The 25,789-nt window shown below is 40.6% G+C and carries 25 protein-coding genes and 2 tRNA genes; 1 reads left to right on the top strand and 26 read right to left on the bottom strand.

What is annotated here, in order from left to right; all coding sequences use genetic code 11:
• Positions 1 to 9: 9 nt before the first annotated feature.
• The 5 genes from hemB to hemA are packed head-to-tail and all read right to left on the bottom strand — an operon-like array spanning position 10 to position 4,922.
• The gene (hemB, locus tag P855_RS0109575; protein ID WP_028783363.1) at positions 10 to 987 is read right to left on the bottom strand and encodes a porphobilinogen synthase; all 978 of its coding nucleotides are present in this window, start codon (positions 985 to 987) and stop codon (positions 10 to 12) included.
• The gene (locus P855_RS0109580) at positions 977 to 1,765 is read right to left on the bottom strand and encodes a uroporphyrinogen-III synthase (protein ID WP_028783364.1); all 789 of its coding nucleotides are present in this window, start codon (positions 1,763 to 1,765) and stop codon (positions 977 to 979) included. Before P855_RS0109580 ends, hemB begins: the two co-directional genes overlap by 11 nt.
• A complete protein-coding gene (gene hemC / locus P855_RS0109585) occupies positions 1,765 to 2,694 on the bottom strand; it encodes a hydroxymethylbilane synthase (RefSeq protein ID WP_028783365.1) in 930 nt (309 codons plus the stop codon). The genes P855_RS0109580 and hemC overlap by 1 nt, the downstream gene beginning before the upstream one ends.
• 18 nt (positions 2,695 to 2,712) lie before the next feature.
• The gene (locus tag P855_RS0109590) at positions 2,713 to 3,531 is read right to left on the bottom strand and encodes a cytochrome c biogenesis protein (RefSeq protein ID WP_028783366.1); all 819 of its coding nucleotides are present in this window, start codon (positions 3,529 to 3,531) and stop codon (positions 2,713 to 2,715) included.
• Between the two features lie 17 nt (positions 3,532 to 3,548).
• On the bottom strand, positions 3,549 to 4,922 hold the full coding sequence (gene hemA / locus P855_RS0109595; RefSeq protein WP_028783367.1) for a glutamyl-tRNA reductase: 1,374 nt from the start codon (positions 4,920 to 4,922) through the stop codon (positions 3,549 to 3,551).
• 230 nt (positions 4,923 to 5,152) lie between these two features.
• Here hemA and P855_RS20760 point away from each other — a divergent pair, with 230 nt between their 5' ends.
• A complete protein-coding gene (locus tag P855_RS20760) occupies positions 5,153 to 5,677 on the top strand; it encodes a LiaI-LiaF-like domain-containing protein (protein WP_051353132.1) in 525 nt (174 codons plus the stop codon).
• Positions 5,678 to 5,732: 55 nt separating this feature from the next.
• Here P855_RS20760 and P855_RS0109605 read toward each other — a convergent pair whose 3' ends face one another.
• The 21 genes from P855_RS0109605 to sdhB all read right to left on the bottom strand — a co-directional run bounded on the left by P855_RS0109605 (position 5,733) and on the right by sdhB (position 25,788).
• Positions 5,733 to 6,455: an amino acid ABC transporter ATP-binding protein gene (locus tag P855_RS0109605; protein WP_037985996.1), complete on the bottom strand. Its 723-nt coding sequence runs from the start codon at positions 6,453 to 6,455 to the stop codon at positions 5,733 to 5,735.
• Positions 6,456 to 6,491: 36 nt separating this feature from the next.
• The gene (locus P855_RS0109610; RefSeq protein ID WP_028783369.1) at positions 6,492 to 7,142 is read right to left on the bottom strand and encodes an ABC transporter permease subunit; all 651 of its coding nucleotides are present in this window, start codon (positions 7,140 to 7,142) and stop codon (positions 6,492 to 6,494) included.
• A 134-nt stretch (positions 7,143 to 7,276) separates the two neighbouring features.
• Complete coding sequence (locus P855_RS0109615) at positions 7,277 to 8,089, bottom strand: transporter substrate-binding domain-containing protein (protein WP_028783370.1); 813 nt, start codon at positions 8,087 to 8,089, stop codon at positions 7,277 to 7,279.
• A 282-nt stretch (positions 8,090 to 8,371) separates the two neighbouring features.
• On the bottom strand, positions 8,372 to 8,956 hold the full coding sequence (gene yihA / locus P855_RS0109620; RefSeq protein ID WP_028783371.1) for a ribosome biogenesis GTP-binding protein YihA/YsxC: 585 nt from the start codon (positions 8,954 to 8,956) through the stop codon (positions 8,372 to 8,374).
• Entirely contained in the window at positions 8,943 to 11,276 is a 2,334-nt protein-coding gene (lon, locus tag P855_RS0109625) for an endopeptidase La (protein WP_028783372.1), read from the bottom strand. Before lon ends, yihA begins: the two co-directional genes overlap by 14 nt.
• 263 nt (positions 11,277 to 11,539) lie before the next feature.
• A complete protein-coding gene (clpX, locus tag P855_RS0109630; RefSeq protein ID WP_028783373.1) occupies positions 11,540 to 12,817 on the bottom strand; it encodes an ATP-dependent protease ATP-binding subunit ClpX in 1,278 nt (425 codons plus the stop codon).
• Between the two features lie 378 nt (positions 12,818 to 13,195).
• Entirely contained in the window at positions 13,196 to 14,482 is a 1,287-nt protein-coding gene (gene tig / locus P855_RS0109635) for a trigger factor (RefSeq protein WP_028783374.1), read from the bottom strand.
• A gap of 170 nt (positions 14,483 to 14,652) precedes the next feature.
• Positions 14,653 to 15,633, bottom strand: a complete 981-nt coding sequence (locus P855_RS0109640; protein ID WP_028783375.1) for a tetratricopeptide repeat protein — start codon at positions 15,631 to 15,633, stop codon at positions 14,653 to 14,655.
• Positions 15,634 to 15,825: 192 nt separating this feature from the next.
• Positions 15,826 to 15,902, bottom strand: a tRNA-Arg gene (locus tag P855_RS0109645).
• Between the two features lie 67 nt (positions 15,903 to 15,969).
• Positions 15,970 to 16,040 (bottom strand) — tRNA-Gly (locus P855_RS0109650).
• A gap of 271 nt (positions 16,041 to 16,311) precedes the next feature.
• On the bottom strand, positions 16,312 to 16,836 hold the full coding sequence (locus P855_RS0109655; RefSeq protein WP_028783376.1) for a metallophosphoesterase: 525 nt from the start codon (positions 16,834 to 16,836) through the stop codon (positions 16,312 to 16,314).
• Between the two features lie 14 nt (positions 16,837 to 16,850).
• Entirely contained in the window at positions 16,851 to 17,447 is a 597-nt protein-coding gene (locus tag P855_RS0109660) for an XTP/dITP diphosphatase (RefSeq protein WP_028783377.1), read from the bottom strand.
• Positions 17,444 to 18,205, bottom strand: coding sequence for a ribonuclease PH (gene rph, locus P855_RS0109665; protein ID WP_028783378.1), 762 nt, complete (start codon positions 18,203 to 18,205; stop codon positions 17,444 to 17,446). The genes P855_RS0109660 and rph overlap by 4 nt, the downstream gene beginning before the upstream one ends.
• 120 nt (positions 18,206 to 18,325) lie before the next feature.
• A complete protein-coding gene (locus P855_RS0109670) occupies positions 18,326 to 19,411 on the bottom strand; it encodes a GerMN domain-containing protein (protein ID WP_028783379.1) in 1,086 nt (361 codons plus the stop codon).
• 130 nt (positions 19,412 to 19,541) lie between these two features.
• On the bottom strand, positions 19,542 to 20,342 hold the full coding sequence (gene racE / locus P855_RS0109675; RefSeq protein ID WP_028783380.1) for a glutamate racemase: 801 nt from the start codon (positions 20,340 to 20,342) through the stop codon (positions 19,542 to 19,544).
• 30 nt (positions 20,343 to 20,372) lie between these two features.
• A complete protein-coding gene (locus P855_RS0109680) occupies positions 20,373 to 20,837 on the bottom strand; it encodes a MarR family winged helix-turn-helix transcriptional regulator (RefSeq protein WP_419177266.1) in 465 nt (154 codons plus the stop codon).
• A gap of 240 nt (positions 20,838 to 21,077) precedes the next feature.
• Positions 21,078 to 21,302 carry a helix-turn-helix domain-containing protein gene (locus P855_RS0109685; RefSeq protein WP_028783382.1) on the bottom strand — a complete coding sequence of 75 codons (225 nt, stop codon included), beginning with the start codon at positions 21,300 to 21,302 and terminating at the stop codon, positions 21,078 to 21,080.
• Between the two features lie 94 nt (positions 21,303 to 21,396).
• Complete coding sequence (locus P855_RS0109690; protein ID WP_028783383.1) at positions 21,397 to 22,047, bottom strand: response regulator transcription factor; 651 nt, start codon at positions 22,045 to 22,047, stop codon at positions 21,397 to 21,399.
• The gene (locus P855_RS0109695; RefSeq protein WP_028783384.1) at positions 22,044 to 24,362 is read right to left on the bottom strand and encodes a sensor histidine kinase; all 2,319 of its coding nucleotides are present in this window, start codon (positions 24,360 to 24,362) and stop codon (positions 22,044 to 22,046) included. The genes P855_RS0109690 and P855_RS0109695 overlap by 4 nt, the downstream gene beginning before the upstream one ends.
• A gap of 106 nt (positions 24,363 to 24,468) precedes the next feature.
• The gene (locus P855_RS0109700; protein ID WP_028783385.1) at positions 24,469 to 24,930 is read right to left on the bottom strand and encodes an acyl-CoA thioesterase; all 462 of its coding nucleotides are present in this window, start codon (positions 24,928 to 24,930) and stop codon (positions 24,469 to 24,471) included.
• Between the two features lie 93 nt (positions 24,931 to 25,023).
• Positions 25,024 to 25,788, bottom strand: a complete 765-nt coding sequence (sdhB, locus tag P855_RS0109705; protein WP_028783386.1) for a succinate dehydrogenase iron-sulfur subunit — start codon at positions 25,786 to 25,788, stop codon at positions 25,024 to 25,026.
• Position 25,789: the final 1 nt, after the last annotated feature.

Here is a 25,789-nt window from a genome sequence, read left to right on the forward strand (position 1 = left end):
TTACAAATATTATTCATTCAGCCAGTCTGCTGCATCCTTAGCAAAATAAGTAATGATTAAATCAGCACCAGCACGTTTCATAGAGGTCAATTTCTCCATGACAATTTCTTGCTCATTGACCCAGCCGTTCATTGCTGCTGCTTTAATCATGGAATATTCCCCGCTGACATTATAAGCAACGAGCGGGGCATTGAAACGGTCTTTCACTTCCCGCATGATATCCATATACGATAAGGCTGGCTTGACGATGAGGAAGTCAGCTCCCTCTTCCATGTCGGATTCAGCTTCTCGCAGTGCTTCCAAACGATTGGCAGGATCCATTTGATACGCCCTGCGGTCACCAAACTGAGGCGAACTGTGGGCAGCATCCCGGAACGGGCCATAAAAAGCGGAAGCGTATTTCACTGCATAGGACATTATCGGAATCTGACTGTAACCCGCTTCATCCAATCCTTCCCTGATAGCAGCGACAAATCCATCCATCATGTTAGAAGGGGCGATGATATCTGCTCCTGCTTCTGCCTGGCTGACGGCTGTTTTGACCAGCAACTCTAAAGATGGATCATTCAGAACTTCCCCGTTTTCTACGAGGCCGCAATGTCCATGGTCCGTGTACTGACAAAGACAGGTATCTGCAATTACAGTAAGTGAAGGGACATCCCGCTTGATTTGTCTGATCGCTTCCTGCACGATTCCGTGTTCGCAATAAGCCTGTGACCCTTGGGAGTCCTTTTCATTCGGTACGCCAAAAACGATTACCGAACGGATCCCTTTTGACTGTAAATCTTTCATTTCTTCAGTCAAATAATCCAAAGACACATGGAAGACCCCAGGCATGGAGGATACTTCATTTTTAATTCCTTTTCCTTCTACTACAAATATGGGATAAATGAGATCATCTTTGGATAATTTAGTTTCTCTGACCAGCGCACGCACGGATTCCGTACGGCGCAGGCGTCGATGTCGCTTAAAGTCTTTACTGTTCATCTATATCGTATCCTTTCTCACTGAAATAACTTTCCATTAGCTCTACCATACCTTCTATCGTGAAATGCCCCTCCGGCACCAGAACATTTAAAAAGCCTTCCTTCTTTGCTTTCGCCTCTGTTGTTGTACCTATGCAAACACAAGGTACAGTGAGGTATTTATTAAAATTCTTGTGTTTGTGACATAACCGGACGAACGCTTCCACCGTCGAAGGGCTCGTTAAAGTATAAGCATCAATAGAAATGGTTTCCAGTTTTTCGATTAATGGCCTTTGATCCTTCGCTAATAGCGTATCATACACGGTCATTGAATGGAAAAAAACATGTCCTTTCATCGCTTCCGGCAATACATCCCGCGATAGATTCCCACGCACTAATAGTATTGGACCGGGATTATCAAATCGCCCCATAAATTCTTCTGCCATCACTTCTGCAGTATATGTATTGGGAACGAAGTCTGCAGCAACGCCATATTGGATCAGTGTCCTTTCCGTTTTCTCCCCTACAGCGCCTACCATTAGGTTACCGGGCCAAGTAACTTTCTTCTCCTCAAGTAATTCGAAAAAAAACTTCACGCCATTAGAGCTTGTGAAAAAAATCCAAGCATATTCGTGAAGTTGTTCTACATACTGCTTATTTTCTTTGTTATCACGTAAAGCAAAATGAAGCAGCGGGACCTCCACCGGGGTCCCTCCTGCTTGCTTTATTTTTTCCGATAAAGAAGCTGTCTGGCTTTGAGCACGGGTGACAAGTATATTTCTCCCTGTCAATGCTCCCATTATTGATCCAGCTCCTCTTTTGCATCATCCACGATTTTTTGTGCGCCGTACTTTTTCAAATGATCGGCCGCTTCTTTTCCTACCTCGATAGGATCAGATCCTTTGAATGTCTCCTTCAGAATAGTTTCCCCATCAGGAGTTGCTACAAGGGCAGTCAAAATAACTTCATCACCCTCAAGATATGCATAACCACCGATTGGAACTTGACAGCCTCCATTTAAGTCATGAAGAAATTTGCGTTCTGCTGCTACAGTCTTTTCCGTATAACTATCATTGATTTTAGATAGTAGTTCACGCAATTCCGTGTCAGACTCTCTTGTTTGGATTGCCAGCGCTCCCTGACCAACAGCCGGTACACAAACATCTTTATCCAGGTACTCTGTAACCAGGTCATCACTCCAGCCCATTCGCTTCAAACCAGCCGCGGCAAGAACGATCGCATCAAATTCACCGTCTCTCAGTTTCTTAAGACGTGTGTCGATATTCCCGCGAATCCATTTCACTTCCAGATCAGGACGTGCTGCACGTATTTGAGATTCTCTTCTTAAACTGCTCGTCCCAACAACTGATCCTGCAGGCAGGTCTTTCAATTTTTTGTGATTATTAGAAACGAACGCATCCCGGTGATCCTCCCGCACTGGTACAGAGGCAATCATCAAACCTTCAGATATGACAGAAGGCATGTCTTTCATACTGTGTACAGCCATATCTATTTCTTCGTCATACATCGCTTTTTCAATCTCTTTGACAAATAAACCCTTGCCACCAACTTTGGATAGTGTGACATCGAGGATCTGGTCTCCCTTAGTCGAGATACGCTTAATTTCAAATTCAGCAGCTGGCTCCACCTTTTTCAATTGATCGATGACCCATTCTGTTTGAGTGATTGCTAAATTGCTTTTTCTTGAACCAATAATAATTTTTCGCACCAAATTGCCTCCTCAATCTTAAAAGTGGAAGTTCGACAGTGAACCGAATAAAAAGAAATTGACAAGTAAAAATAAAAATGCCGCAGCATTATACATTGCTATCGACCTGCCCTGATAGCCTTTCACTATCCGTAAAAATAAAAAAATAATATAGACGAATAACACAATAAACGAACCCATTGTCTTAGAATCATACCAGTAAAAAACATCATCCGAGTTATATCCCCATACGACACCGAGAATGACGGCTAACATCAGTAAAGGAACGCCGCCGGTCACTGCCAGGTAAGAGTAATGATCAAGTTTAGATAAGTCTCCTAAACGCCACAATCGCTTATCCCATTTTTTCTTTTTCAACAAGCGGTATTGTAACAAATACATTAATGAAAAAATAAACGAAAACGTAAAAAAACCGTAAGAAATGAGTGCCAATGTGATATGCGCAACAAGCATTTCATCTATAAAACGAACTCCTTGTTCTACTAAATCAGCACGGGCTTTCGTAGTAATATGAAGTAACATGACTGAAAAACCAACCACATTTGTGAAAAAAACCAGAAAATCTACCCGGTATAAACGGTTGATGATCAAGGAAAATGTCACTAGAATCCAAGAATAAAAATATAATCCATCGTAAACATTCATAACTGGAAAGTTATCTTCGATAAAAACTTGTGTTAACAAAAAAATGGTCTGTAGAGACCAAACCATACTAAGTAACCAGAAGGCTATGTGGTTCGCCTTCCGGTTTTGTTGAATGAAATCAATAAAATAGCCAATAACACTTAGAGCGTAAATGAAAATAATAAACTCATAAAGCCATTTCACATCAAGCATATAGTTATCCTTCCTTACTAGTGTGTGGAAGCATTTTTTATGGCAGGAAAGGATAGTTCCCCATTATGGTCCAGGGACACCACTTTATTATCTTTCTTTTGCTGTTCCTGAAGTTCATTCTGCACCTGCTCTTCGATGCCGAATATCTGCGTGAACAGTCGCAGTGACTCATCTGCATCTGGTTGAGCTGCAAGTTCTTTGGCCTGCAAAATGGGTTCTTTCAGCATCTGATTGATAATACTTTTTGTATGCTTGTTCAACACTTTCTTCTCCCGTTCAGTCAAATCAGGCATTTTACGCTCAATACTTTTCATTGTTTCTGATTGGATCGATAAAGCTTTATTCCTTAAAGCGGAGATGACTGGCACTACTCCGATGGTCTGCAGCCATTCCTTAAAGGCAATGATCTCTTCTTCAATCATGATTTCGATAATTTCCGCTGCCTTTTGCCTTGCAGCCAGATTAGCATCAACTATTCCCTGGAGATCATCAATATCATATAAGAATACACTTTCCAATTCCTCCATAGCTGGATCCAAGTCCCGTGGTACAGCAATGTCAACTAAAAATAATGGTTTCCCTTTCCGGGCTTTCTGGATAGGAGCCATCACTTCCTGAGTAATTACATAATCTTTAGCACCAGTGGAGCTGATCAGAATGTCTGCATCCTTTAATGTCTTTGACAAATCATCGATCGTTCTGGCTTCTCCATTGAATTGATCGGCAACTACCTGCGCTTTAGCGAGCGTGCGATTGATTACGGTAACCTGTTTTACTCCGGAACCCTGAAGGTTTTTTGCAGCAAGTTCACCCATCTTTCCTGCGCCTAAGATGACTACATGCTTGTTTACAAGATCACCGAAGATTTTCCGGGCAAGTTCGACGGCTGCATAGCTGACTGACACCGCATTTTCCCCGATTTCTGTTTCTTTATGGGAACGCTTAGCAAGTGTTACTGCCTGCTTGAATAATTGATTGAAAATGGTGCCGGTAGTTTTTGCTTCCTGGGCCTCTAAGAAGGTCTGTTTCATTTGACCAAGAATCTGCGTTTCCCCCAGGACCATGGAATCCAGGCCACAGGTTACGCGCAATAGGTGCTCCATGGCACCATCGCCTTCATAAATAGACAAATATGGGGAGAAGGTCTCTTTCTCCACCTCAAACCAATCAGACAAGAACTGTTTGATATAATAGCGGCCGGTATGAAGTTGATCAACGACGGCATAAATCTCCGTTCGATTACATGTGGAAATAATCACGTTTTCTAACACACTCTTCCGCTGGTTCAATTCAACCATTGCATCGGAAATGCGGTTTTCAGAAAATGTGAGTTTTTCCCTGATTTCTACTGGGGCTGTTTTATAATTTACGCCGACAACTAATATGTGCATTTCATCTACCCCCAAAAAACTTTCCTGACGAGCAGTATTTTATAAAATACATTATAACATGTGAAATAGTACTAACTGATGGAAATTGTGAACAGAATATGAAACTATATGGTAGGATTAAATAAAGAATAAATAATGTAATTCCTTCGTAAACAAATCAAACCCGACTGTAATGTACCATAACCGAGGTATATTCGCAACAATTCGATATATGTAAAGGGAGGCTTTGCATGAAAAGACAGAACACTTTTACAGGTTTCCTATTGATTGGTTTAGGAGCTTATTTTTTACTGCGACAATTACATATTCCCCTATTAACTGATTTTTATTCCTGGCCGACCATTTTAATGATTATAGGCATTTCATTTTTATTACATAGTTATATAACAAATGAGTTTCACAATATTTTCGCTGGTGCAGTGTTATTGGGGTTCGGCATACATTTCCATGGGCTTACCACTTACAGGCTCTGGGTGGATCATTGGGGAGTGTATCCCCTGATTATTGGAATTGCCTTCGTGCTTCGCTCCAATAAAACAAAACAGGGATTGATACCAGGTCTGTTACTAGTGGCTCTTGGTTTATTCGCCCTATTTTCTCCGGTAAATCCCGGATGGTTTCAATGGATCTATCAATTATTTTCCCTTATCGAGCAATTTTGGCCATTAGCGTTGATCATTATAGGTTTGTTCCTTCTAAAGAATAAAAAGAATACCAAAAATAAAAGAAAAAAATTAAAATCCCGAGCCCAATAACGGCCCGGGATTATTTTTCAATTAATTGTAAGCTGAATAACTAATGACTGACTATTTATAAAATAGAACTCAAAAATTCCTGCGTCCGCTGTTCTTGAGGGTTATCAAACAATTGATTAGGCTCTCCCGTTTCAACGATACGTCCGTCATGCATATATACGACTTTATCGGCAACTTCCCGGGCAAAACCCATTTCATGGGTCACAACAATCATTGTCATCCCTTCCTTAGCAAGTTCCTTCATTGTCGCCAGCACTTCCCCTACCAGTTCGGGGTCGAGAGCGGAAGTCGGTTCATCAAATAGCATGATATCCGGCTTCATGGCCAATGCACGCGCAATTGCCACCCGTTGTTTTTGTCCACCGGATAAACGGGAAGGGTAATCATCCGCTTTATCTCCCAGCCCTACCTTAGCTAATAATTCCTTAGCTTCTTTTATCGCCTGAGCTTTTTTGATTTTTTTCACTTGAGTAGGAGCTTCGATAACATTTTCCAGCACTGTTTTGTGAGGAAATAAGTTGAAATGCTGAAATACCATTCCTACTTTTTGCCTTACCTCGTTCAAGTTATCTTTTTTTGGATCTGACTCTTTTCCTTCAATAATTATACTTCCACCATTTTTCAGCTCCAGAAAATTCAAACAACGAAGTAAGGTGCTTTTTCCTGATCCGCTTGCGCCAATCAATACGACTACTTCACTTTCTTTGACAGTAAAATCAATATCTTTTAAAACATGTAGATTCCCGAATGATTTATTCAATTTTTCTACTCGAATCATTTCCCTATCTTCTGACACGCTTTTGTTCCTCCTCTATTAATCACTTGCCGCCATTTTCTTTTCGATGAAAGATACTACTAAGGTCAACAAGAAGACTAGTATCAAGTAGTAAACAGCACTTACCAATAACCAGGTCATGTAATCAAAGGTATTGGCGCCCATAGTAGTAGCTGCTCCGAAAATTTCAGTCAATCCAATAAATGCCGCAAGAGAAGAGTCCTTTAAACCGATAATAAACTGGTTGCCAAGTGGAGGCAGTGCTCTTCGAAATGCCTGCGGCAGAATGATTCTTTTCATCGTCTGGTAACGGTTCATTCCAAGCGATCTGCCCGCTTCCGTCTGACCTTTTCCGATCGATTGTATCGACCCCCGGAAAATTTCTGCTATATAGGCCCCGTTGTGGAAAGCCAGACCTAATGTTGCCGACCAAAATCCTGAAATCATCGCTATCTCGGTCAGACCATAATAGAAAACAAATATTTGCACGATTAATGGTGTACCTCTAACGATAAAAATATAAAAGTTCGCTATCCATTCTAACACTTTAATTTTTGATATTTTCATTAATGCAAAAAATAGTCCGATAAATATGGCAATGAAAATAGAAACAGCTGTCAGCTTCAAGGTTAGCCATGCAGCTTCAGCAAAAAGGTTTCTACTTTCTAATAACGCTTCACCAAATTTGATGATATTCAAGTACAAAACGTTCAGCTCCTCCTCATACCATGCTATCGTGAGACCCTTAGGCCTAAAATCTAAGTGATTCTTATTATTTTAAAGTGTAAAAAGAGCACGCCGGGCGTGCTCTTTTATTGACTTTTTCACTCTGGTTTTGTGGTGATATCTTCACCAAAATATTTTTTACTGATTTCCGTCAAAGTACCATCTTCGCGAAGCTTTTTAATAGCTTCATTAATGGCTTCCAATAGTTTCTCGTTATCTTTTGCGACTGCTACTGCCTGTTCACTACGCTCAATCATTTCTTTCCCTTCGATATTCAAACCTTGGCCCATCGCTTCTTTACCGGTAAGAAAGTCCGTAATCACTGCATCATGACGACCTTTATCCAGTGATTGCAATGCCACGACATCACTGTCGTAACTTTGAACCTTATCGGTAACCTGACTGGCGAATTTCGCATACGTAGAACCTTTGGAAACAGCAATTTCCTTTCCTTTTAAATCTTCCAGGGTTTCTACATCACTATCGGGGCGAACAAAAATCTGGGCACCTGAGTAGTAGTAAGGGGTGGAGAAATCTACTTCCTCTTGACGTTCAGGGGTGATGGTGTGGCTGGCAACCGCGGCATCAAAACGACCGGTTTTTACACCTTCAACAATCGATGCAAACTTGAACTTCTTTTGATTAGGCTCTAATCCAAGCTCTTCTGCAATCGCATTAGCTACATCGATATCAAAACCTTCCATTTCTCCGGAAGGTCCAGTATAACTGAATGGACGGAATTCACCTGATGCAGCAAAGGTGAATTTTCCATCTTCCACTAAATTATATTCACTTCCACCTTGAGCCTCCCCATTCTGTTTTTGTTTCGATTCTTCCGATTCACCGGCACCACAGGCAGCAAGTGTGAAAATCATAATTACACTAAATAAGAACAAAGATATTTTTTTCATTTTCTCGTAACCCACTCCTTTTTCTTTTTTTGAATAAGCACACTCTTCATCATACCAACCAATCTGACTTTTCTCAAAATTCATATCAGGCTATTATAGCGAACGAATCCTGTTTGAACCAGGAAGAGCATAGTAATCAGAGCTTTTCCTTAAAAATTCAGGGGGATACTCGACTTTTCAGCATTCAAGTAAACAAGAATCATCTCCACTTCTTTAATTAGCATTAAAAACTGTTTAATAAAAAAATACCCGACCATCCTGGGTAGATGATCGGGTATGGAGCTAGTTCAAATAGGAAAGCATTGCTGTCCATGCTTTATCTTTGCCTTCGCCTGTCTCAGATGAAAAAGGAATAACTATATCCTCTTCTTCAACTTCGAGGGTTCTCCTTACCTCTTTTATATGTTGATCCCGTTTGTTTTTTGGAATTTTATCAAGTTTTGTAGCAATCACCATTACCGGCAATTCAAAATATTTCAGGTAATCGTACATCATGATATCATCTTCGGTCGGCTGGTGACGAATATCGATGATTAAAGCGGTAGCTCGCAGATTTTCTCTCTCTGCGAAGTATTCCTCCATCATTTCGCCCCATTTTTTTCGTTCCTTCTTGGATACTTTGGCATACCCATAACCAGGAACGTCTACAAAATAAAACCTTTCATTTATTTTATAAAAATTCAATGTCTGAGTTTTTCCAGGTTTAGAAGAAGTCCTGGCAAGACTTTTCCTTTGAATCATTTTATTAATAAAAGATGATTTACCGACATTTGATCTGCCTGCCAGTGCAATCTCAGGCAAGTGATCAGCCGGGTACTGCTTTTTACTGACAGCGCTGATGACAAGCTCAGCATCATTTACTTTCATTTTTATCCTCCAACAAGGCATGTTCTAGTACTTCATCCAAATGTTTGACTGGTACGTATTCTAAATCATCACGAACACTTTTCGGGATATCCTCTAAGTCTTTTTCATTATCCGCTGGAATAATGATTTTTCGAAGCCCTGCCCGATGAGCACTGAGGGATTTCTCTTTCAGACCTCCGATCGGCAATACCCGCCCGCGCAATGTAATTTCACCGGTCATCCCTACTTCTTTCCTGACCGGCCGACCCGTTAATGCTGAAACAAGCGCAGTTGCCATAGTAATCCCGGCGGATGGGCCATCCTTTGGTGTAGCACCTTCGGGTACATGAATATGGATATCGTTCTTTTCAACAAAATCAACATCGATTTTTAATTCTTCTGCTCGAGAACGGATATAGCTGAAAGCTGCCTGAGCCGATTCTTTCATTACATCCCCAAGCTTGCCTGTCAAGGTAAGCTTACCTTTCCCCGGATATATCGAGACCTCAATAGACAGTGTGTCTCCTCCTGCAGAGGTGTATGCCAAGCCAGTAGCCGTACCGATTTGGTCTTCCTCTTCCGCCTGTCCATAGCGATACTTTGGACGTCCTAATAATTCTTCTAATAACTTTTCCGTTACAACTACACGCTTCTTTTCACCTGCAACTATAACTTTTGCAGCCTTCCTGCAAATAGAGGCAAGTTCCCGCTCCAAATTACGAACGCCTGCTTCCCTGGTATAAGTTCTGATCAGTTTTAACAACGCTTCCTCCCGAAATTGCAATTGCCCTTTTGTCAAACCATTTTCTTTAATTTGTTTTGGCAATAAATGTTCCTTGGCAATATGAAGCTTTTCAACTTCTGTATAGCCTGCAATTGATATGACTTCCATTCGATCCAGCAATGGACCGGGAATAGCAGCCATATTATTGGCAGTTGCTACAAACATTACTTTGGAAAGATCATAACTTTCTTCAATAAAATGGTCACTGAACGTACTATTTTGTTCGGGATCGAGCACTTCCAGCATAGCTGCTGATGGGTCCCCGCGGAAATCACTTGCCATCTTATCAATTTCGTCCAGTAAGAAGACTGGATTAATGGATTCTGCCCGCTTCATCCCTTGAATAATCCGGCCAGGCATAGCTCCGATATATGTACGCCTGTGGCCACGAATTTCAGCATCATCACGGATTCCACCGAGGGAAACTCGTACAAACTTGCGGTTGACTGCCCTTGCAATCGATTTTGCCAGTGAAGTTTTACCGACACCCGGAGGTCCTACTAAACATAAAATAGGTCCTTTGATGGACTGTGTCAGCTGTTGGACAGCTAAATATTCTAATACCCGCTCTTTCACCTTTTCGAGTCCATAGTGATCTTCATCTAAAATCCTTTGAGCATTGTGGATTTCTAAATTGTCTTCTGTCTCATTACTCCAAGGCAGCGATACTAGCCACTCGATATAATTGCGGATCACAGAGCTTTCAGCTGAACTTTGTGGTACCTTTTCATAGCGGCCTAGCTCTTTCATCGCTACTTCTTCAATACGTTCCGGCATGTCAGCCTCATGTATTTTTTCCCTTAATTCAGCTACTTCTCCACTTTTTCCGTCTTTGTCTCCCAACTCACTCTGGATGGCTTTCATTTGTTCCCGCAGATAATATTCTTTTTGCGTTTTTTCCATGGAGCGTTTGACCCGTTGCCCGATTTTCTTTTCAATTTGAAGAACTTCTTTTTCATTGCTTATTTGTTCGATCAGATGACGCAATCGTTCTTTAACGTTTACCGTTTCCAAAACCGTTTGCTTTTCTTTCAGTTTCAATGGTAAATGGGAAGCTACCATGTCGGCTAAATGTCCTGGCTCATCGATATCAGATACCGTATCCAAAGTTTCTTTACTGATTTTTTTTGAGATTTTGATATATTGTTCGAAATGTTGTAATAGCGTACGCATTAGGGCTTCTTCTTCATTGATGTTTCCATGCTTGTCTTGATTTGTTTCTACATCCACAACATAAAACTCTTCATTGGATGAGAATTCAAGAATTTCAGCACGGACAAGCCCTTCCACAAGTACACGGTTTGTACCATTAGGAAGTTTAACCATTTGTTTCACTTTAGCTATCGTGCCAAATGGGTAAATATCATCTTGTGTTGGATCATCAATGTTCATTTCTTTTTGAGAAGCTAAAAATATCTCATTATCATTCATCATTGCCTGCTCTAGGGCCTTGACGGATTTATCTCGACCCACATCTAGGTGTAACACCATAGAGGGGTATACAAGGAGCCCTCTTAGGGGCAGGAGGGGGATTTGTTTCTTTTGATTAGCTGTCATATTTTGCGCACCTCCAAATGGAATAGCAATTCCTTACTTTTATCGTATTAAATAGCATGGATATTGTAAAATAAGTAAGGCCTTTTGACCGGTTTCTTCCTGGTTTTTAGTGTTACCTATGTAGTATATTTCATCCTTTATAACATGCTGTATCATCCATCTGCGATTATTTGAAGAGCAATAATGAAAGGAGGCCGCGCTACAGTCTGATTGCAGCGCGGCCTGAACCTTCAGCTCATTCGCTTTGACGATACCTATCCACCTTATGCACTTTCTTTTGGTGATTCTTCATTATCATCCTGTACGGTTCCATCAGTCAATACCAGCTTCGGTTTTCCGTCTTCATTCAACACCGTTTCTTTGGTAATGATACATTTCTCAATATCATCCCGGGATGGCAGTTCATACATGACATCTAACATGATATTTTCAATGATGGAGCGTAAACCACGAGCTCCCGTTTTCCGCTCAATTGCTTTTCTCGCAATTTCACGAAGGGCATCTTCTTCAAATTCCAGCTCGACATCATCGATTTGTAACAATTTCTGGTACTGTTTAACAAGTGCATTCTTCGGTTGTGTAAGGATCTCAACCAAGGCATCTTCATCTAGAGGCAATAAGCTGCCAATAACCGGAAGTCGGCCGATGAATTCCGGAATCAAACCATAACGAAGCAGATCTTCCGGCAGGATTTTGGAGAGTAATTGACCTTTATCCAATTCTTCGTTCGTATCTTCTGAACCGAAACCAATAACCTTCTTACCAAGACGGCGTTTGATTATTTGATCGATCCCATCGAATGCACCACCGACAATGAATAAGACATTTGTGGTATCAATTTGAATGAACTCCTGATGTGGATGCTTTCTTCCACCTTGAGGAGGAACACTTGCCGTAGTACCCTCGAGAATCTTAAGCAATGCCTGCTGAACCCCTTCCCCTGAAACATCACGAGTTATAGAAGGGTTCTCAGACTTACGTGCTACTTTATCAATTTCATCGATATAAATGATACCTTTTTCAGCTTTTTCTACGTCATAGTCTGCAGCCTGAATCAGTTTAAGCAGGATATTTTCTACATCCTCCCCTACATAACCAGCTTCAGTCAATGAAGTGGCATCAGCTATCGCAAATGGTACATTCAAAATACGTGCTAATGTTTGAGCTAGTAATGTTTTACCACTACCTGTCGGCCCAATCATACAGATATTACTTTTCGCGAGCTCGACATCATCGTTCTTAGGAGTGGCATTAACACGCTTATAATGGTTATAAACTGCAACCGACAAATTCTTTTTCGCTTGATCCTGCCCGATGACATAATCATTCAGGATTTCACGGATTTCCTGCGGTTTAGGAACTTCCTTGAATTCTACTTCTTCTTCATTACCAAGTTCTTCTTCCACAATTTCAGTACATAATTCGATACACTCATCACATATATAAACACCTGGGCCAGCTACAAGCTTTCGAACCTGCTCTTGGCTTTTCCCACAGAAAGAACATTTCAATTGTCCCTTTTCATCATTAAATTTAAACATCCAATTCACCCCTTATTTATATCAGCCAAAAAATCTATAATCATTTCGGTCTCACCAATTTGCAAACAGTTTCTTTAGCCTATCATAACAAATATAAGTTGGCATACAAAGTAAAACACTATAAGAATGACACATTTTCTGTTACTTGCGTCAACCTCATTATGTAGATTTGTTACAGATAAGTCAAACAATAGAATATCACTAAATCCGACAAAAAATGTCGTTCTAAATACTGTCTGTCCCACTTCTTATAATATATGTAATGACAACCCACCTTCATTCTTACAGTTATAAATAGTCTATCTTTCCGGATGTCAATATATACATGGATATGAGAAAACAAGGCACGTTAAACGCGCCTTGTTTTTGAATGATTGATTATTTGGTTTTACTGTTGTTGACCAGCACATCGATTGCATTGCGGACTTTTAGATCTTCTTTGATCATGTCCGTGTTGCCACCTAGCATTTGTGTAAGATTAGCTACATCTGTTTGATACATTCCAGCCATGTTTTCCAACTCAGCGTTGACGTCTTCATCAGAAACTTCCACATTTTCTTCGTTAGCGATTGCTTCTAACGTCAAGTTAGTTTTAACCCGCTTTTCAGCATCTTCTTTCATCTGTTCACGAAGACCGTCCTCATCAGAACCAGTGAACTGGAAATACATATCCTTAGTCATGCCTTGCATTTGAAGACGCTGCTCGAATTCCTGGATCATACGGTCAAGTTCTGTATCAACCATTGCATCTGGAATTTCCACGTTCGCATTTTCTGATGCCTGCTGTACTAAAGAGTCACGCTTCGTATTTTCAGCGTCTGTCTTTTTCTGTTCTTCCAGGCGCTCACGGGTTTTCTTTTTCAAATCGTCTAATGATTCCACTTCTTCATCTACGTCTTTAGCGAATTCATCATCAAGTTCAGGCAGTTCTTTTGCCTTTACTTCATGGATTTTAACTTTGAAAGTTGCTTCCTTACCAGCTAGTTCTTCCGCATGGTATTCTTCCGGGAAAGTAACTTCCACTTCTACTTCTTCTCCAGCTTTTTTACCCTGCAGCTGTTCTTCGAAGCCTGGAATGAAGCTTCCTGAACCGATTTCTAAGGAGTAGTTGTCTGCCTGGCCGCCTTCGAATGCTTCACCATCTACAAAGCCTTCAAAGTCCATAACTACTGTATCGCCTTCTTCTACTTCTCCTTCTTCTTTTACCACAAGCTCAGCTTGCTTCTCTTGAAGTGTTTTCAGTTCATTTTCGACATCTTCGTCGGTAACTTCTGTATCCATTTCCTCTACTTCAAGACCTTTGTATTCGCCAAGTTCTACTTCAGGCTTTACAGTAACTTCCGCTGTGAAAGTTACCCCTTTACCTTTTTCAATCTCTTGAACATCAACTTCCGGACGATCAACAGGTTCAATTTCAGTTTCCTGTACAGCGTTCATGTAAGCTTCAGGAAGAACGATATCCAAAGCATCCTGGTAGAGAGATTCTACACCAAAGCGCTGTTCAAAAAGCTTACGTGGCATCTTCCCTTTACGGAACCCTGGCACCTGTACTTGCTTCACTACTTTTTTGAACGCTTGATCTAACGCACGATCAAATTCTTCGGCAGGGACTTCTACCGTAAGGACCCCTTGGTTACCTTCTTTTTTTTCCCATTTTGCTGACATAAATATTCCCTCCAACATCTATGATTCCCTTTCGCCAACGGCGAGGTTCATTTTTTCTCTGATTCTATTTACATACGAATCTAAATTTGCAACCACTACATTATAACATAAAAGAAACACCTTTCAACATATGTAACCTTATCCATAAGGAAATTACAATAAAGATAATGCTATTCTTCCATTATAAGAGTATAGTGCTGTTCACATAACAGAATTTCATGTTTGTATTCTTCCACATCTTCCACATCCTCGACGCCTGGGGATGGTAATTGCAAGTATTCATGACCAAGTTGTCTTAAAGCAGATACAATTTGGGGTACTTCTTCCTCTCTCGGAAATAATGGATAACGGACAAATAGGTAACGATAAAGTAAATTTTGAACTATATCATACATTGTCGGATTCTTTTGTTCCATATCACCCAGCCTCATTTTCATTTGCTGCATTACATAATCGGAATGAAGCTCTTTCAGTTGGGACGGATTGATACGCTCCGTTAACCCGAACTTAGAAACCTCCATATTACGATTAATCTGATGTTCCTGAAACCATTGGATAATCCCCGTTTTGATAATCGGGTGCAATCGCTCTGATGTAAGCAGGTCTTCAAATGGCTGGATATAAGGGGCAGCACTTAATTTTCTAAGTTTGATGATCGAACGCCATTGCTTATGTATATCTTCTTCACTCAAGCCTTCAAAAAACTCATCTATTAACTTGTTATTTTGCTGTTCATCATCTTCCTGTACCAGCTTCCTGCTAACTTCATATAATTGCCAGAATTGAGTGCGCATTTGTTGAGGCATTTCTTCTTCCTGGAATACCTCATCCAAAAGACTGACTAATTCTTCATATCGGCTGGTTTGAAACAGAATCGTCAAATAAATATGTAGGTATTGATAATAATTATCCTCATCGTATTTCATAAGGTATTCACAAAGTTCCTCAGCAGCTTCATACTTCCCAAGTTCCATTAAGCTGACAAGTTTTCCGGTTATGACATCGTGTGAGGCGACATCATGCTCAAACAATGGTTCAAAAGTTTCCAGCGCTTCCTCATAACGCTTTTCTTGTATGGCCTTTAATCCCTCATTTTCCAGCCTGGTTTTCCATTTGGGGAACATGACAATATTCCCTTGTTTCTTTTTCATAGGACACCCTTCCTAATCGCTCTATGTATTATTCTCTATTATCTTTCTATCTTTTCCCGACTTCAAGTAAAACAAACATTTTATTTATAAAAACCCCACCTGGAATTTTATTACTATCAGGGTGCAGTTTTGTTTTTTAGGAAAATAAAAAAAGCATTGGGGTTTCCCAACGCTTTGTATGTAGTAATAAAATGGCGTCCCAGGAGAGATTCGAACTCCCGACCCACGGCTTAGAAGGCCGTTGCTCTATCCTGCTGAGCTACTGGGACATGTATTAGAAGATATAAGAATGATCCTATTAAGTTGTTTATGGGACACTACTATGGTTTTTAGAAGAGCGGGTGATGGGAATCGAACCCACATCATCAGCTTGGAAGGCTGAGGTTTTACCACTAAACTACACCCGCACAATAATAGATGATTGCTTTAAGCCAGGTTCACGTACAATCATGTCTCTTCCTCTGCCAGATGATTCATGGAAGTTAATCCGTCGAGACAACTCGCAGCTTATTCGGTGGATGCTTTGCTCGTGGCTGAGGTTTTACCACTAAACTACACCCGCATAGATCAGTTAAGTTCAAGGATTAAAATATGTATGTAACCGGATGGTCGTTTTAGAGACAAGACTTATTATATTAACTCTCTTTTAGTTTGTCAACACCTAAATAGGTCAAAGGATTAACCCTCTGACCTTAAAGATGTATCAAATTTCAAATCTATCGGTTGATGATTCATATTGTAATACTGCAGTTTTATATTGCTTTTATCCGTCCAGCTTAACAGTGCATAAGTAGGCTCCCTATGATCCCGGGGCTGACGACAGCTGCCCGGATTAATGAACAGCCTATTGTCCACTTTTTCAGCACCTGCCATATGGGAATGGCCAAAACAGACAACATCTGCTCCCATTTCTTCAGCCCGGTAATTCAATGGCATTAATGTAGACTTTATATTGAAAAGATGTCCATGCGTAATGAAGAATGTCATGCCTTCGATAGTAAAAGACTTTTCCTCTTTCATATCAGGATCAAAGTCTACGTTGCCTTTCACATAATAATAGTCTTGCAGCTCTTCAGAAGTGAGTTCAAGCTCAGAATCGCCGCAGTGAATCATACCATCTACTACCTCTTCATACCTTTGCTTTATTTCCAATACCTCTTTTGTCATTCCATGACTGTCACTCATAATCAGTATACTTGGCATAGAACATCCCCCTCTTACACTAGTTCTTTCAGCCAGTCCTCCACTTTTCTAATGGCATCCCTGCGATGACTGATAGTGTTCTTTTCTTCAGGATCAAGTTCGGCCATAGATCGCTCATACCCTTTCGGAATAAACACAGGGTCATAACCAAACCCATTTTCCCCTTTTGGCTCTAAACCGATCCTTCCCTCACAAGTCCCCCGTTTTACAATAGCTTCTCTTCCAGGCTGGATGATAGCAACACTGCAAATAAACCGGGCGGTCCGGTATTCCGGGGCGACGCCTTCCATTTCTACTAAAACTTTTTCAAGGTTTTTTTGATCATTTTTTTCTTCGCCGGCATACCGTGCGGAAAATATACCAGGCCTACCATCCAGGGCATCTACTTCAAGACCTGAGTCATCCGCCAGCACTGGAATATTGAACTGTTTAGAAATCGTTTCTGCTTTTAATACGGCATTTTCTTCAAAGGTCTTGCCTGTCTCTTCAATGTCATCAACCGGCTCCTCTAAATCAAGAAGCGATCTGACCTGGATGCCATATTTATGGAATAATTCCTGAAACTCTTTAACTTTGCCAGGGTTTTTAGTAGCAATAATCAATTTTTTCATTTCTTATCACTTTCTACTGCTTTATCCACCTGGTCTTTGTAAGAACCGATCGCTTCTTGTTGAATAGTAAAAATTTCTGCTATTCCGGTCTGTGCTAATTCAAGCATATTCTGCAACTGGGACATAGAAAATGTTGCTTCTTCTCCAGTTCCCTGTAATTCTACAAACTCGCCATTCCCAGTCATAATCACATTCATATCTACGTGAGCTTTACTATCCTCTTCATAACATAAATCAAGTATTTCTGTTCCATCAGGAAGTACCCCTACAGAAATAGCTGCTAAGTAATCTTTAATTGGCATTTCTTTCAATACCTTTTTATCAAGGAGCTTCCCAAAAGCAAGTACTACTGCTACAAAAGCTCCAGTAATGGATGCTGTACGGGTACCACCGTCTGCCTGAATCACATCACAATCTACCCAGACAGTTCGTTCACCGATTTTATCCAGATCCACCACTGCCCGTAACGCTCGTCCAATCAGACGCTGTATTTCCATTGTTCTTCCAGAAACTTTTCCTTTGGAAGATTCCCGGATATTCCTTTGATCCGTAGCACGAGGAAGCATTGCATATTCGGCGGTAATCCAACCTTTGCCTTGCCCACGCAAAAAAGGGGGAACGCGGTCTTCGACACTTGCATTACAAATTACCTTCGTGTTTCCAACCTTGATCAACACAGATCCCTCTGGATGCATAACATATTCGGTTTCTATTTCAATTGGTCTCAACTGGTTTCTTTTTCGCTTGTCCGATCTCATGGTAACGTCCTCCTTTTTCCATATCCTTGCCCATCTTAACATAATTAATCAAAAATTCGTAGCAGCCACCATGGATACTGACACGTCAAAAAGCCCCCTTTGTCGGGGGCTTTTCTATTACTATAAACTATCTGCACCAGTGATATCATTTCTTGTTACAGGTTCAGCATATGGGGAGCCTTCTTCATTGTAAACTTGATCCACTCCATCCACCTGGACTTCCACCGCTTTTACATCAGGTCGTTCTGTCATTGTCATGACTAAGCTTTTCATAACGTGTTCAGAAACAGATTGCTTTTTTTGGTTGGAGAGTAATGCTTCATTGAATGATAATGTTAAGACCCCATCCTTCAGGCTTGTCCCTTTCAGTTCAGCTTCATCATTGAAAGCTGATAACAGGGGAAGATCAAATGCAGGTCCTTCCACTAATGCCTGGACGATCGATTCATAGGATTGGTCTTCCTTTGTATTTAGGTGAGTGGTTACAGGGACATAATAGAATTCCTGCTTATCGTTTTGGGCAGGATAGTAAAGCGTAACTGCTTTACTATCCACAGGATCAGCATCGTCACTAGCATATACATTAATTCCATCCGCCCTGGAAACTCCGCTCGAAATCGGGGTGCCATTGACAGGCATCACCTCTTGCTCATGGCCATTGATCCAGAGTTTAATGCGTTCGACGCTATCAAATTGGGTAAGGGTATAGGTCATGGCCTGTAAAATTTTCTGTTCATCTTCAGGAGCATAATCGGCAAATTCTTTTGAGACATCCACAATCATGGTTCCGTCCTTAAGGTTTAACCCCAAAATTTCTGTACCTGCAGGCAATACCGCTTCAAATCCATTAGGAAGCAGCTCCGTTACCGGACCGCCTTTCACCAGATACTCCAGAGATTGGGTGGCCACCTCTTTACTGGCAATGTTCGGAAGTTGTAAAGTTTGAGGTACTACCATTCCATTGGCGTCTAACAAATAAAGTTGACGGCTGGTAGTCCCTGTCGCTTCTTCGCTTGCTTCTTTGTTTGTATCCTCAGCCGTTTCACCGGCGTTCTTATCTGCTTCCCCACTATTCTTATCTATATAGTCTACGTCCTGAGGTGCGTCCATCTTTTCTATGGACTGCTCGCCTTCAAAAAAACAACCCGATAATAACAAAGTGCTCGACAGGCCGATAACCAGTGTTCCAATCACACGCATTTTCATGCTTTCCCCTCCTATGATGGTTTGTACTATTATATATACGAGCTCGTGGGGAATTTAGACCAATGACCTGAGGATTAAAAATTGAAAAAGCCGTCTGGAATCTATCCAGACGACTTTTACAAGGGGGAGATCAGTCTATGATTACCGGCTTTAAATATTGTATCGGTTCCTCAAACCACATATTGGCTACTTTTTCAAATTTATCCAAATCTCCAGTTGAGTAAAATTCATGGTTCGGCTTCTCTTCTCCCTGGTAACTTAAGTTCTGATAAGCTAAAATTAAACTCACTTCACGTGCAGTTTCTTCACCAGAGCAGATGACTTGTATATTTTCTCCCATTTCTCTTTGAATCAGATGCCTTATTATTGGATAATGGGTACACCCTAGAATCAGCGTATCGATGCCATTATTCACTTTCAATGGGTGAAGAGAATTTTTCACTGTTTCCTCAGCTACTTCTCCTTCTAATATCCCGTCTTCTACCATCGGTACAAACGCCGGGCAGGCCAGCCCTTTTACGACCAAGGATTTATCGGTAGCATGTAATGCTTTTGTATAAGCAGCACTGCTGATTGTTCCCTCTGTACCTATTACACCTACCCGCTTATTTTTACTTACCTTAATCGCAGCCCTTGCTCCCGGTTGGATGACGCCAATTACGGGAATATCCAGCTTTTGCTGCAGCTGATCCAAAGTGAATGCTGTGGCGGTATTACAGGCAACCACCAATAATTTTATATTTTTTCCAAGCAAATGATTAACCATTTGCCAGGTGAATTTAACCACTTCTTCTTTTGACCTGGGTCCATATGGGCAGCGCTTAGTATCTCCCAAATAAATCAATTGCTCATTAGGAAGCTGCCTCATCAGTTCTCTCGCCACGGTTAACCCGCCTACTCCAGAATCGATAACACCAATTGCTTGTCGCACTAACCTTCCTCCTCTTTCTTAGTTGACTGATCATTCTGTTGTTTGCTGATCGGATTCCAGCATTTGGTCATGAAGCATATGCAACAGCTGGTTTAGCGTTTCGACCTGTTCCTCAGGTACATTTTTCAATACACCCTCTAAATAAGCCTGTCGTTTTTCTATAACCTCATGAATAATCGCTGTTCCCTTTGCTAAGACATGTATGCGTACTACACGCCTATCCTTAGGGTCTCTAATTCGCTCCACCAACCCGTTTTTCTCCATTCGATCCATCAAATCTGTGGTAGTGCTGCAGGCAAGATTCAGACGATTTGAAAGTTCGCCAATTGTCATATCCCCTTTTTCTAACAGCCATTGTAATGCTAAAAATTGCGGGGCTGTTATCGGATAATGGTTTAATATTTCCCGGCCTTTTTGTTTAATAATACCGGATATGTATCTCATCTCTTTTTCGATTTCAGAAATTACTGTTGTTGTCTGGGTCTTAGCCACAATGAAGCACTCCTCAATGAATAAGCTTTTCCTATATTCTCATTGTTTCCCTATAAAAATTCAAGAAAGAAGTTTATAGATTTACTAGTCTTCTCTTAAAATATGCAAAACAACGATATGAAAAGCCTTTCTTATACTTTAATTCTTAGCAAGACTGAACTTTTTAAAGTATAAAAAAAGAATCACAAAAAACTTGTGATTCTAGAAGGAACGGCAGTTCATTAACCGTCAATAAAATGTGAACTAAAGCTTTAATTCCCCCATCCTTAACAGCTCAATGACCGCTTGGGATCGCCCCTTGACACCCAGTTTTTGCATGGCATTTGAAATATGGTTGCGGACAGTCTTTTCAGAGATAAAAAGTTCTTTTGCTATTTCTTTTGTGGTCTTATCTTGGACAAGGAGCTCAAAAACTTCTTTTTCGCGTTTTGTCAGGATTTGTTTTGGCCTGTAGTCGTTCTCCTTCAAATGTGTACCCCTCCTTGCTCTCTGAGCTGCCCTGAGAGGGAATTATTTAGTCATAATATCGTATGAAGAGAGATTGACTGCTGTTCCGCTTCTATTAAGATTTTGAAATTAATCCTAAATCTTGGGCTTGTAATAATGCTTCTGTTCGTGATCTGACGTTCAGTTTATTGAATATTCCAGTCAATGTATATTCTACACTACGCTGGGACATATGGAGTTTTTGTGCGATTTCACGATTAGTCAGACCGGCTGCGATTTCTTGAAGAATCGATTGCTCTTTTTCATTCAGGGAGATAGCAGCCCCTTCAGGGGAATCAACCTGATTGCTTGGACAAGCTTCTGTCCTTCGTAATTGTTTAAATAAATGAAGGGGGATGACTACCTCATCGCGTAATGCACACCGAATGACCGTAACCAATTCTTCCTTGCTTGCTGTTTTACTGACAAATCCAGAAATATCAGCTTCAACCAGCATATTAAAATGAGTGCTCAAATCAAAACCTGTATAAATCAAAATGATGATATCGGGAAAGCTGCGCCTCACCTTCTTTGCTAATTCGACTCCGTTCAAACCCGGCATGTAAAGATCAAGCAAGAGGATATTGTATTCATTTTCTCTCAGGTAGGTGCCTGTCTTTTCACTGTTAGAAATGACGTCCACTTGAATATCATCTTCTTGCTCTAACATGGCTTTTGTTCCCTCGCCAACAGCTGGGTGATCGTCAACGATTAATATTTTTTTCATGCTAATACCCCCTTGTTAACGGTAAGCGGGATGGAAATTTGCATCTGGAAACCTTCCCCAGGTGCTGTTTCCACATGCATTTCACCGAAAAAGCCATTGATCCTTTGCTCAATTCCTGACAGACCGAAATGAGAAAAAAGATCTTTTTGTACAGAATAATCCATCCCTATCCCATTATCAGCATAATGTAAATGAATGTTACTATCGTCACTATATAAGTGTAATCTTACAATTTTTGCATCTGAGTGTTTCATTGCATTGGAAAGTAGTTCCTGTACAATTCTATAGATTGCCAGGATTCTCTCCTGATCCAGTTCTGCGTCAAACCAGCGATCATCAAAATAAACTGTAAAATTTGATCGTAATTGGTATTGCTGAATCATATTCCGGAGCGACTGAACCAATCCTAATTCCTCAATGAATGCAGGACGTAATTCATTACAAGTTTCTCTGATCAAATGAATGCTGTCTAGTAATGATTCTTTAAACATATTCAATTCGGTTTTCAAGGTTTCAGATAAATTCGGCCGATGTTGTAATAAATCATCCACTTTCCTATACAAGTATAATTGCTCTTGAAGTACGGTATCATGTAGGTCAATGGATAGTTGCTTCCTTTGGTTTTCTGCTATCGTGAAGAGCAGACGTGACAGCCACGTTGGATATTGCTGGGTTTGATCATTTTTCAATGCTTTTAGTTCTTTCACCAGATCTTCTATCAACGATAAGTTCTCAAGCGCAATATTTGTATTGTGTGCAATAGTTTGAAGGTATGTTCTTTCATCTCGATTCAAGGATGTAAAATCTCTCTTTCCTGTACACCACAGTATGGTCATTTTATTCAATGAATGACCGACCACCATCCCAAATCCATCATTGGTTTCCAATATTTTTCCTATTTCAGCAGTCGAGTTTTTCAAATGAGCATCGACATGCTCAAATACACCTTCGGGAACATCTTTATATACACAATACATCTGTTTCTTCAAATTCTTTGAAAATACATAAACTTCTCTTATATTCAATACGTTTTTAATTTCATAACGTAAACGTTTCAACAGGTCTACTACATTCGTTTCCTTTTTCATATCCTGTGACAGCCGATGCATACTATCCTGATAACTGTATTTGGCTGCAATCAGTCTGCGCTGTAAGCGAAAGTCGAGACTCTCTTTCAAAGATAAAAAAATGATAAAAACGACATGGATGAATAAATATAACTGTACAAGTGTGATTGCAGGGAGTAGAGGGTCTACCAGCAAAGCTCCAACTACTAATATGGTAATACTGGGCAAAAAGCTGATAATCGTGTAGTACCTTACCCTCCCCATAACAAATGTAATATCCATTAATCGCTGTCGGGTGATCAAATATACAAACGTAACCGGTAAGGCAAAAGCAAACATAGCGGCAACATCCAACGGAATAATATGCTCATTTATAAGCAATCCCGGTATCAGATAAAATAAAAGATAAGGCAAAAAAGCGATGCTCATCCCAAGGTTTAAGTACTTGAACATCGGACCATAACGGGTCGCCCTGTATTTGAAGTACCCATAAAGGATCAACCCAAGTGAAAATAGAATCAAAAAGAATAAAAAGATAGCGGGAAACCTGTCCATAAATGCTGGATAGTATAGGGTCATCAAAAAATACGCTTCCGCGGAAGATATCATAGCTACAATACAATATAACAGTCGATAGACTAAGCGGGGAAACCATTTTACATCGAATTCATTAAAGTATTCATATAAGAAATGAATCAGAATTACCGGGGCAAAAAGAAACATAGCTACATTAAGAAAAGAAGCATATAGATCATCACGAATCGCCCCACTATTGGTCATATAGCCAAGCGCAATCGTCAAAAAAAATAATATCAACAGACGAGAAGAATGCTGTTGTTTTCCTTTTGCATAAAGGAAATAGGCAATCCCTGATATCACTAAAAAGAACAACACGGGCAAGATGATGTAAAGAAGCCAGTGCTGCAGACTAACCCCATCGATATTATCATATTGTATCCGTTGCCCTTGATGTTCGACGGTAAATGTGTTTACCTTTTCTATTTCACCATTCAAGGGTACAGAGAAGTGTTCAAGTGGAGGCTTACCGTCGATAGAAGTGACACTACTACCAAGTGGTACCTGGTTGTTGATCGCCCATCCCTGCTTTTCTAACTTTACAACTGTTATTTTTCCAGCCTTTTCCTCTACTTCTATTCCTATGTAGGGATAAGCCAAGGAAATATAGAACAAGTAACAAGCTGACAAAACAAAAAATAAACCTATGAATATACTTTTCTTGCTGAACATCCCCACGCTGCTCCTCACTCCCTTCGGTGCACTTTTATGATAAAAAGAAGTCAGCATGCAATAGCTGACCTCTATATTATACAAAATCACAGAAGATTTTTCGCTGTCAAATACAAGCAGTCGATTGAGTTGCCAGCTTTACTTTAAAGGATTCATCAAGAGGTACTGGTTTCCCTGTCGTAGAGTCGACCTGCACAAGCCTTCCCCGTCCGGTTAGTGCTATATCACCGTCCTGATTGACTGCCAGGTAATGAAGGTCAAAGGAAGTATTTCCGATTTCATCAGCTTTCACATAAATATCCAGCTTTTCATCAAAAAATAATTGCCTATGAAAATCACATTGAATGTCTGCGACCACCGGCACTGCTTTTGGCGCTTTATCCTTATGGATAACAAAACCTAAGTGCTTCATAAACTCAATGCGCGCTTCTTCAAAATATATAAAAGGAACTGTATTGTTCATGTGGCCGAATTGATCGGTTTCAGAAAAGCGGATATGTACTTGAATATTAAATTGAAACCCCTTTCTCCACTTCTCAAAGTCATGGATGTATGCCGTTCTTTTCATTGATACTTCCTCCATTCAGGTTATGTTGTTGTTATGTAACAAAAGAGCCTCTCCATAATAGGCGAGGCTCTTTGAAATGGGATAAGCGTATGATTACAGCTTATTGTCGCTGCCGAAAAAGCTTTTGAACGATTCAATAGCAGTATCGCGGTAAATTGCTGCCAGAGAGGTGGTCAACGGAATCCCTTTCGGACAGGATTGCACACAGTTTTGTGCATTTCCGCAACCCATGATTCCTCCATCTCCCATAACTGACTGCAGACGTTCACTCTTATTCATTTCGCCAGTTGGATGGGAGTTGAATAAACGAACTTGTGACATAGCAGCAGGTCCAATAAAATCTGACTTACTATTTACATTCGGGCATGCTTCCAAGCAGACACCACATGTCATACACTTGGATAATTCGTAAGCCCATTGACGCTTGCTCTCCGCCATTCGAGGGCCGGGCCCCAGATCATATGTCCCATCAATTGGCACCCATGCTTTGACGCGTTTTAAGGAATCAAACATCCTGCTGCGGTCCACAGCCAGGTCTCTGGTAATAGGGAAGGTGCTCATCGGAGCAAGGCGAATCGGCTGTTCCAGCTGATCGACTAATGCTGTACAGGATTGGCGTGCCTTTCCATTGATAATCATGGAACAAGCACCACACACTTCCTCAAGACAGTTCATATCCCAAAATACTGGTGTTGTTGCCTCCCCTTTAGCATTAACAGGATTACGTCGAATTTCCATCAACGCAGAAATAACGTTCATATTTTCACGATATGGGACTTCGAATGTTTCTTCATATGGGGCAGAATCAGGACTGTCTTGACGTTCGATAATGAGTGTTATTTTTTTCTCTTCACTCATG

This window comes from Thalassobacillus devorans MSP14 (assembly GCF_000496835.1).
GTDB lineage: Bacteria > Bacillota > Bacilli > Bacillales > Halobacillaceae > Thalassobacillus > Thalassobacillus devorans_B.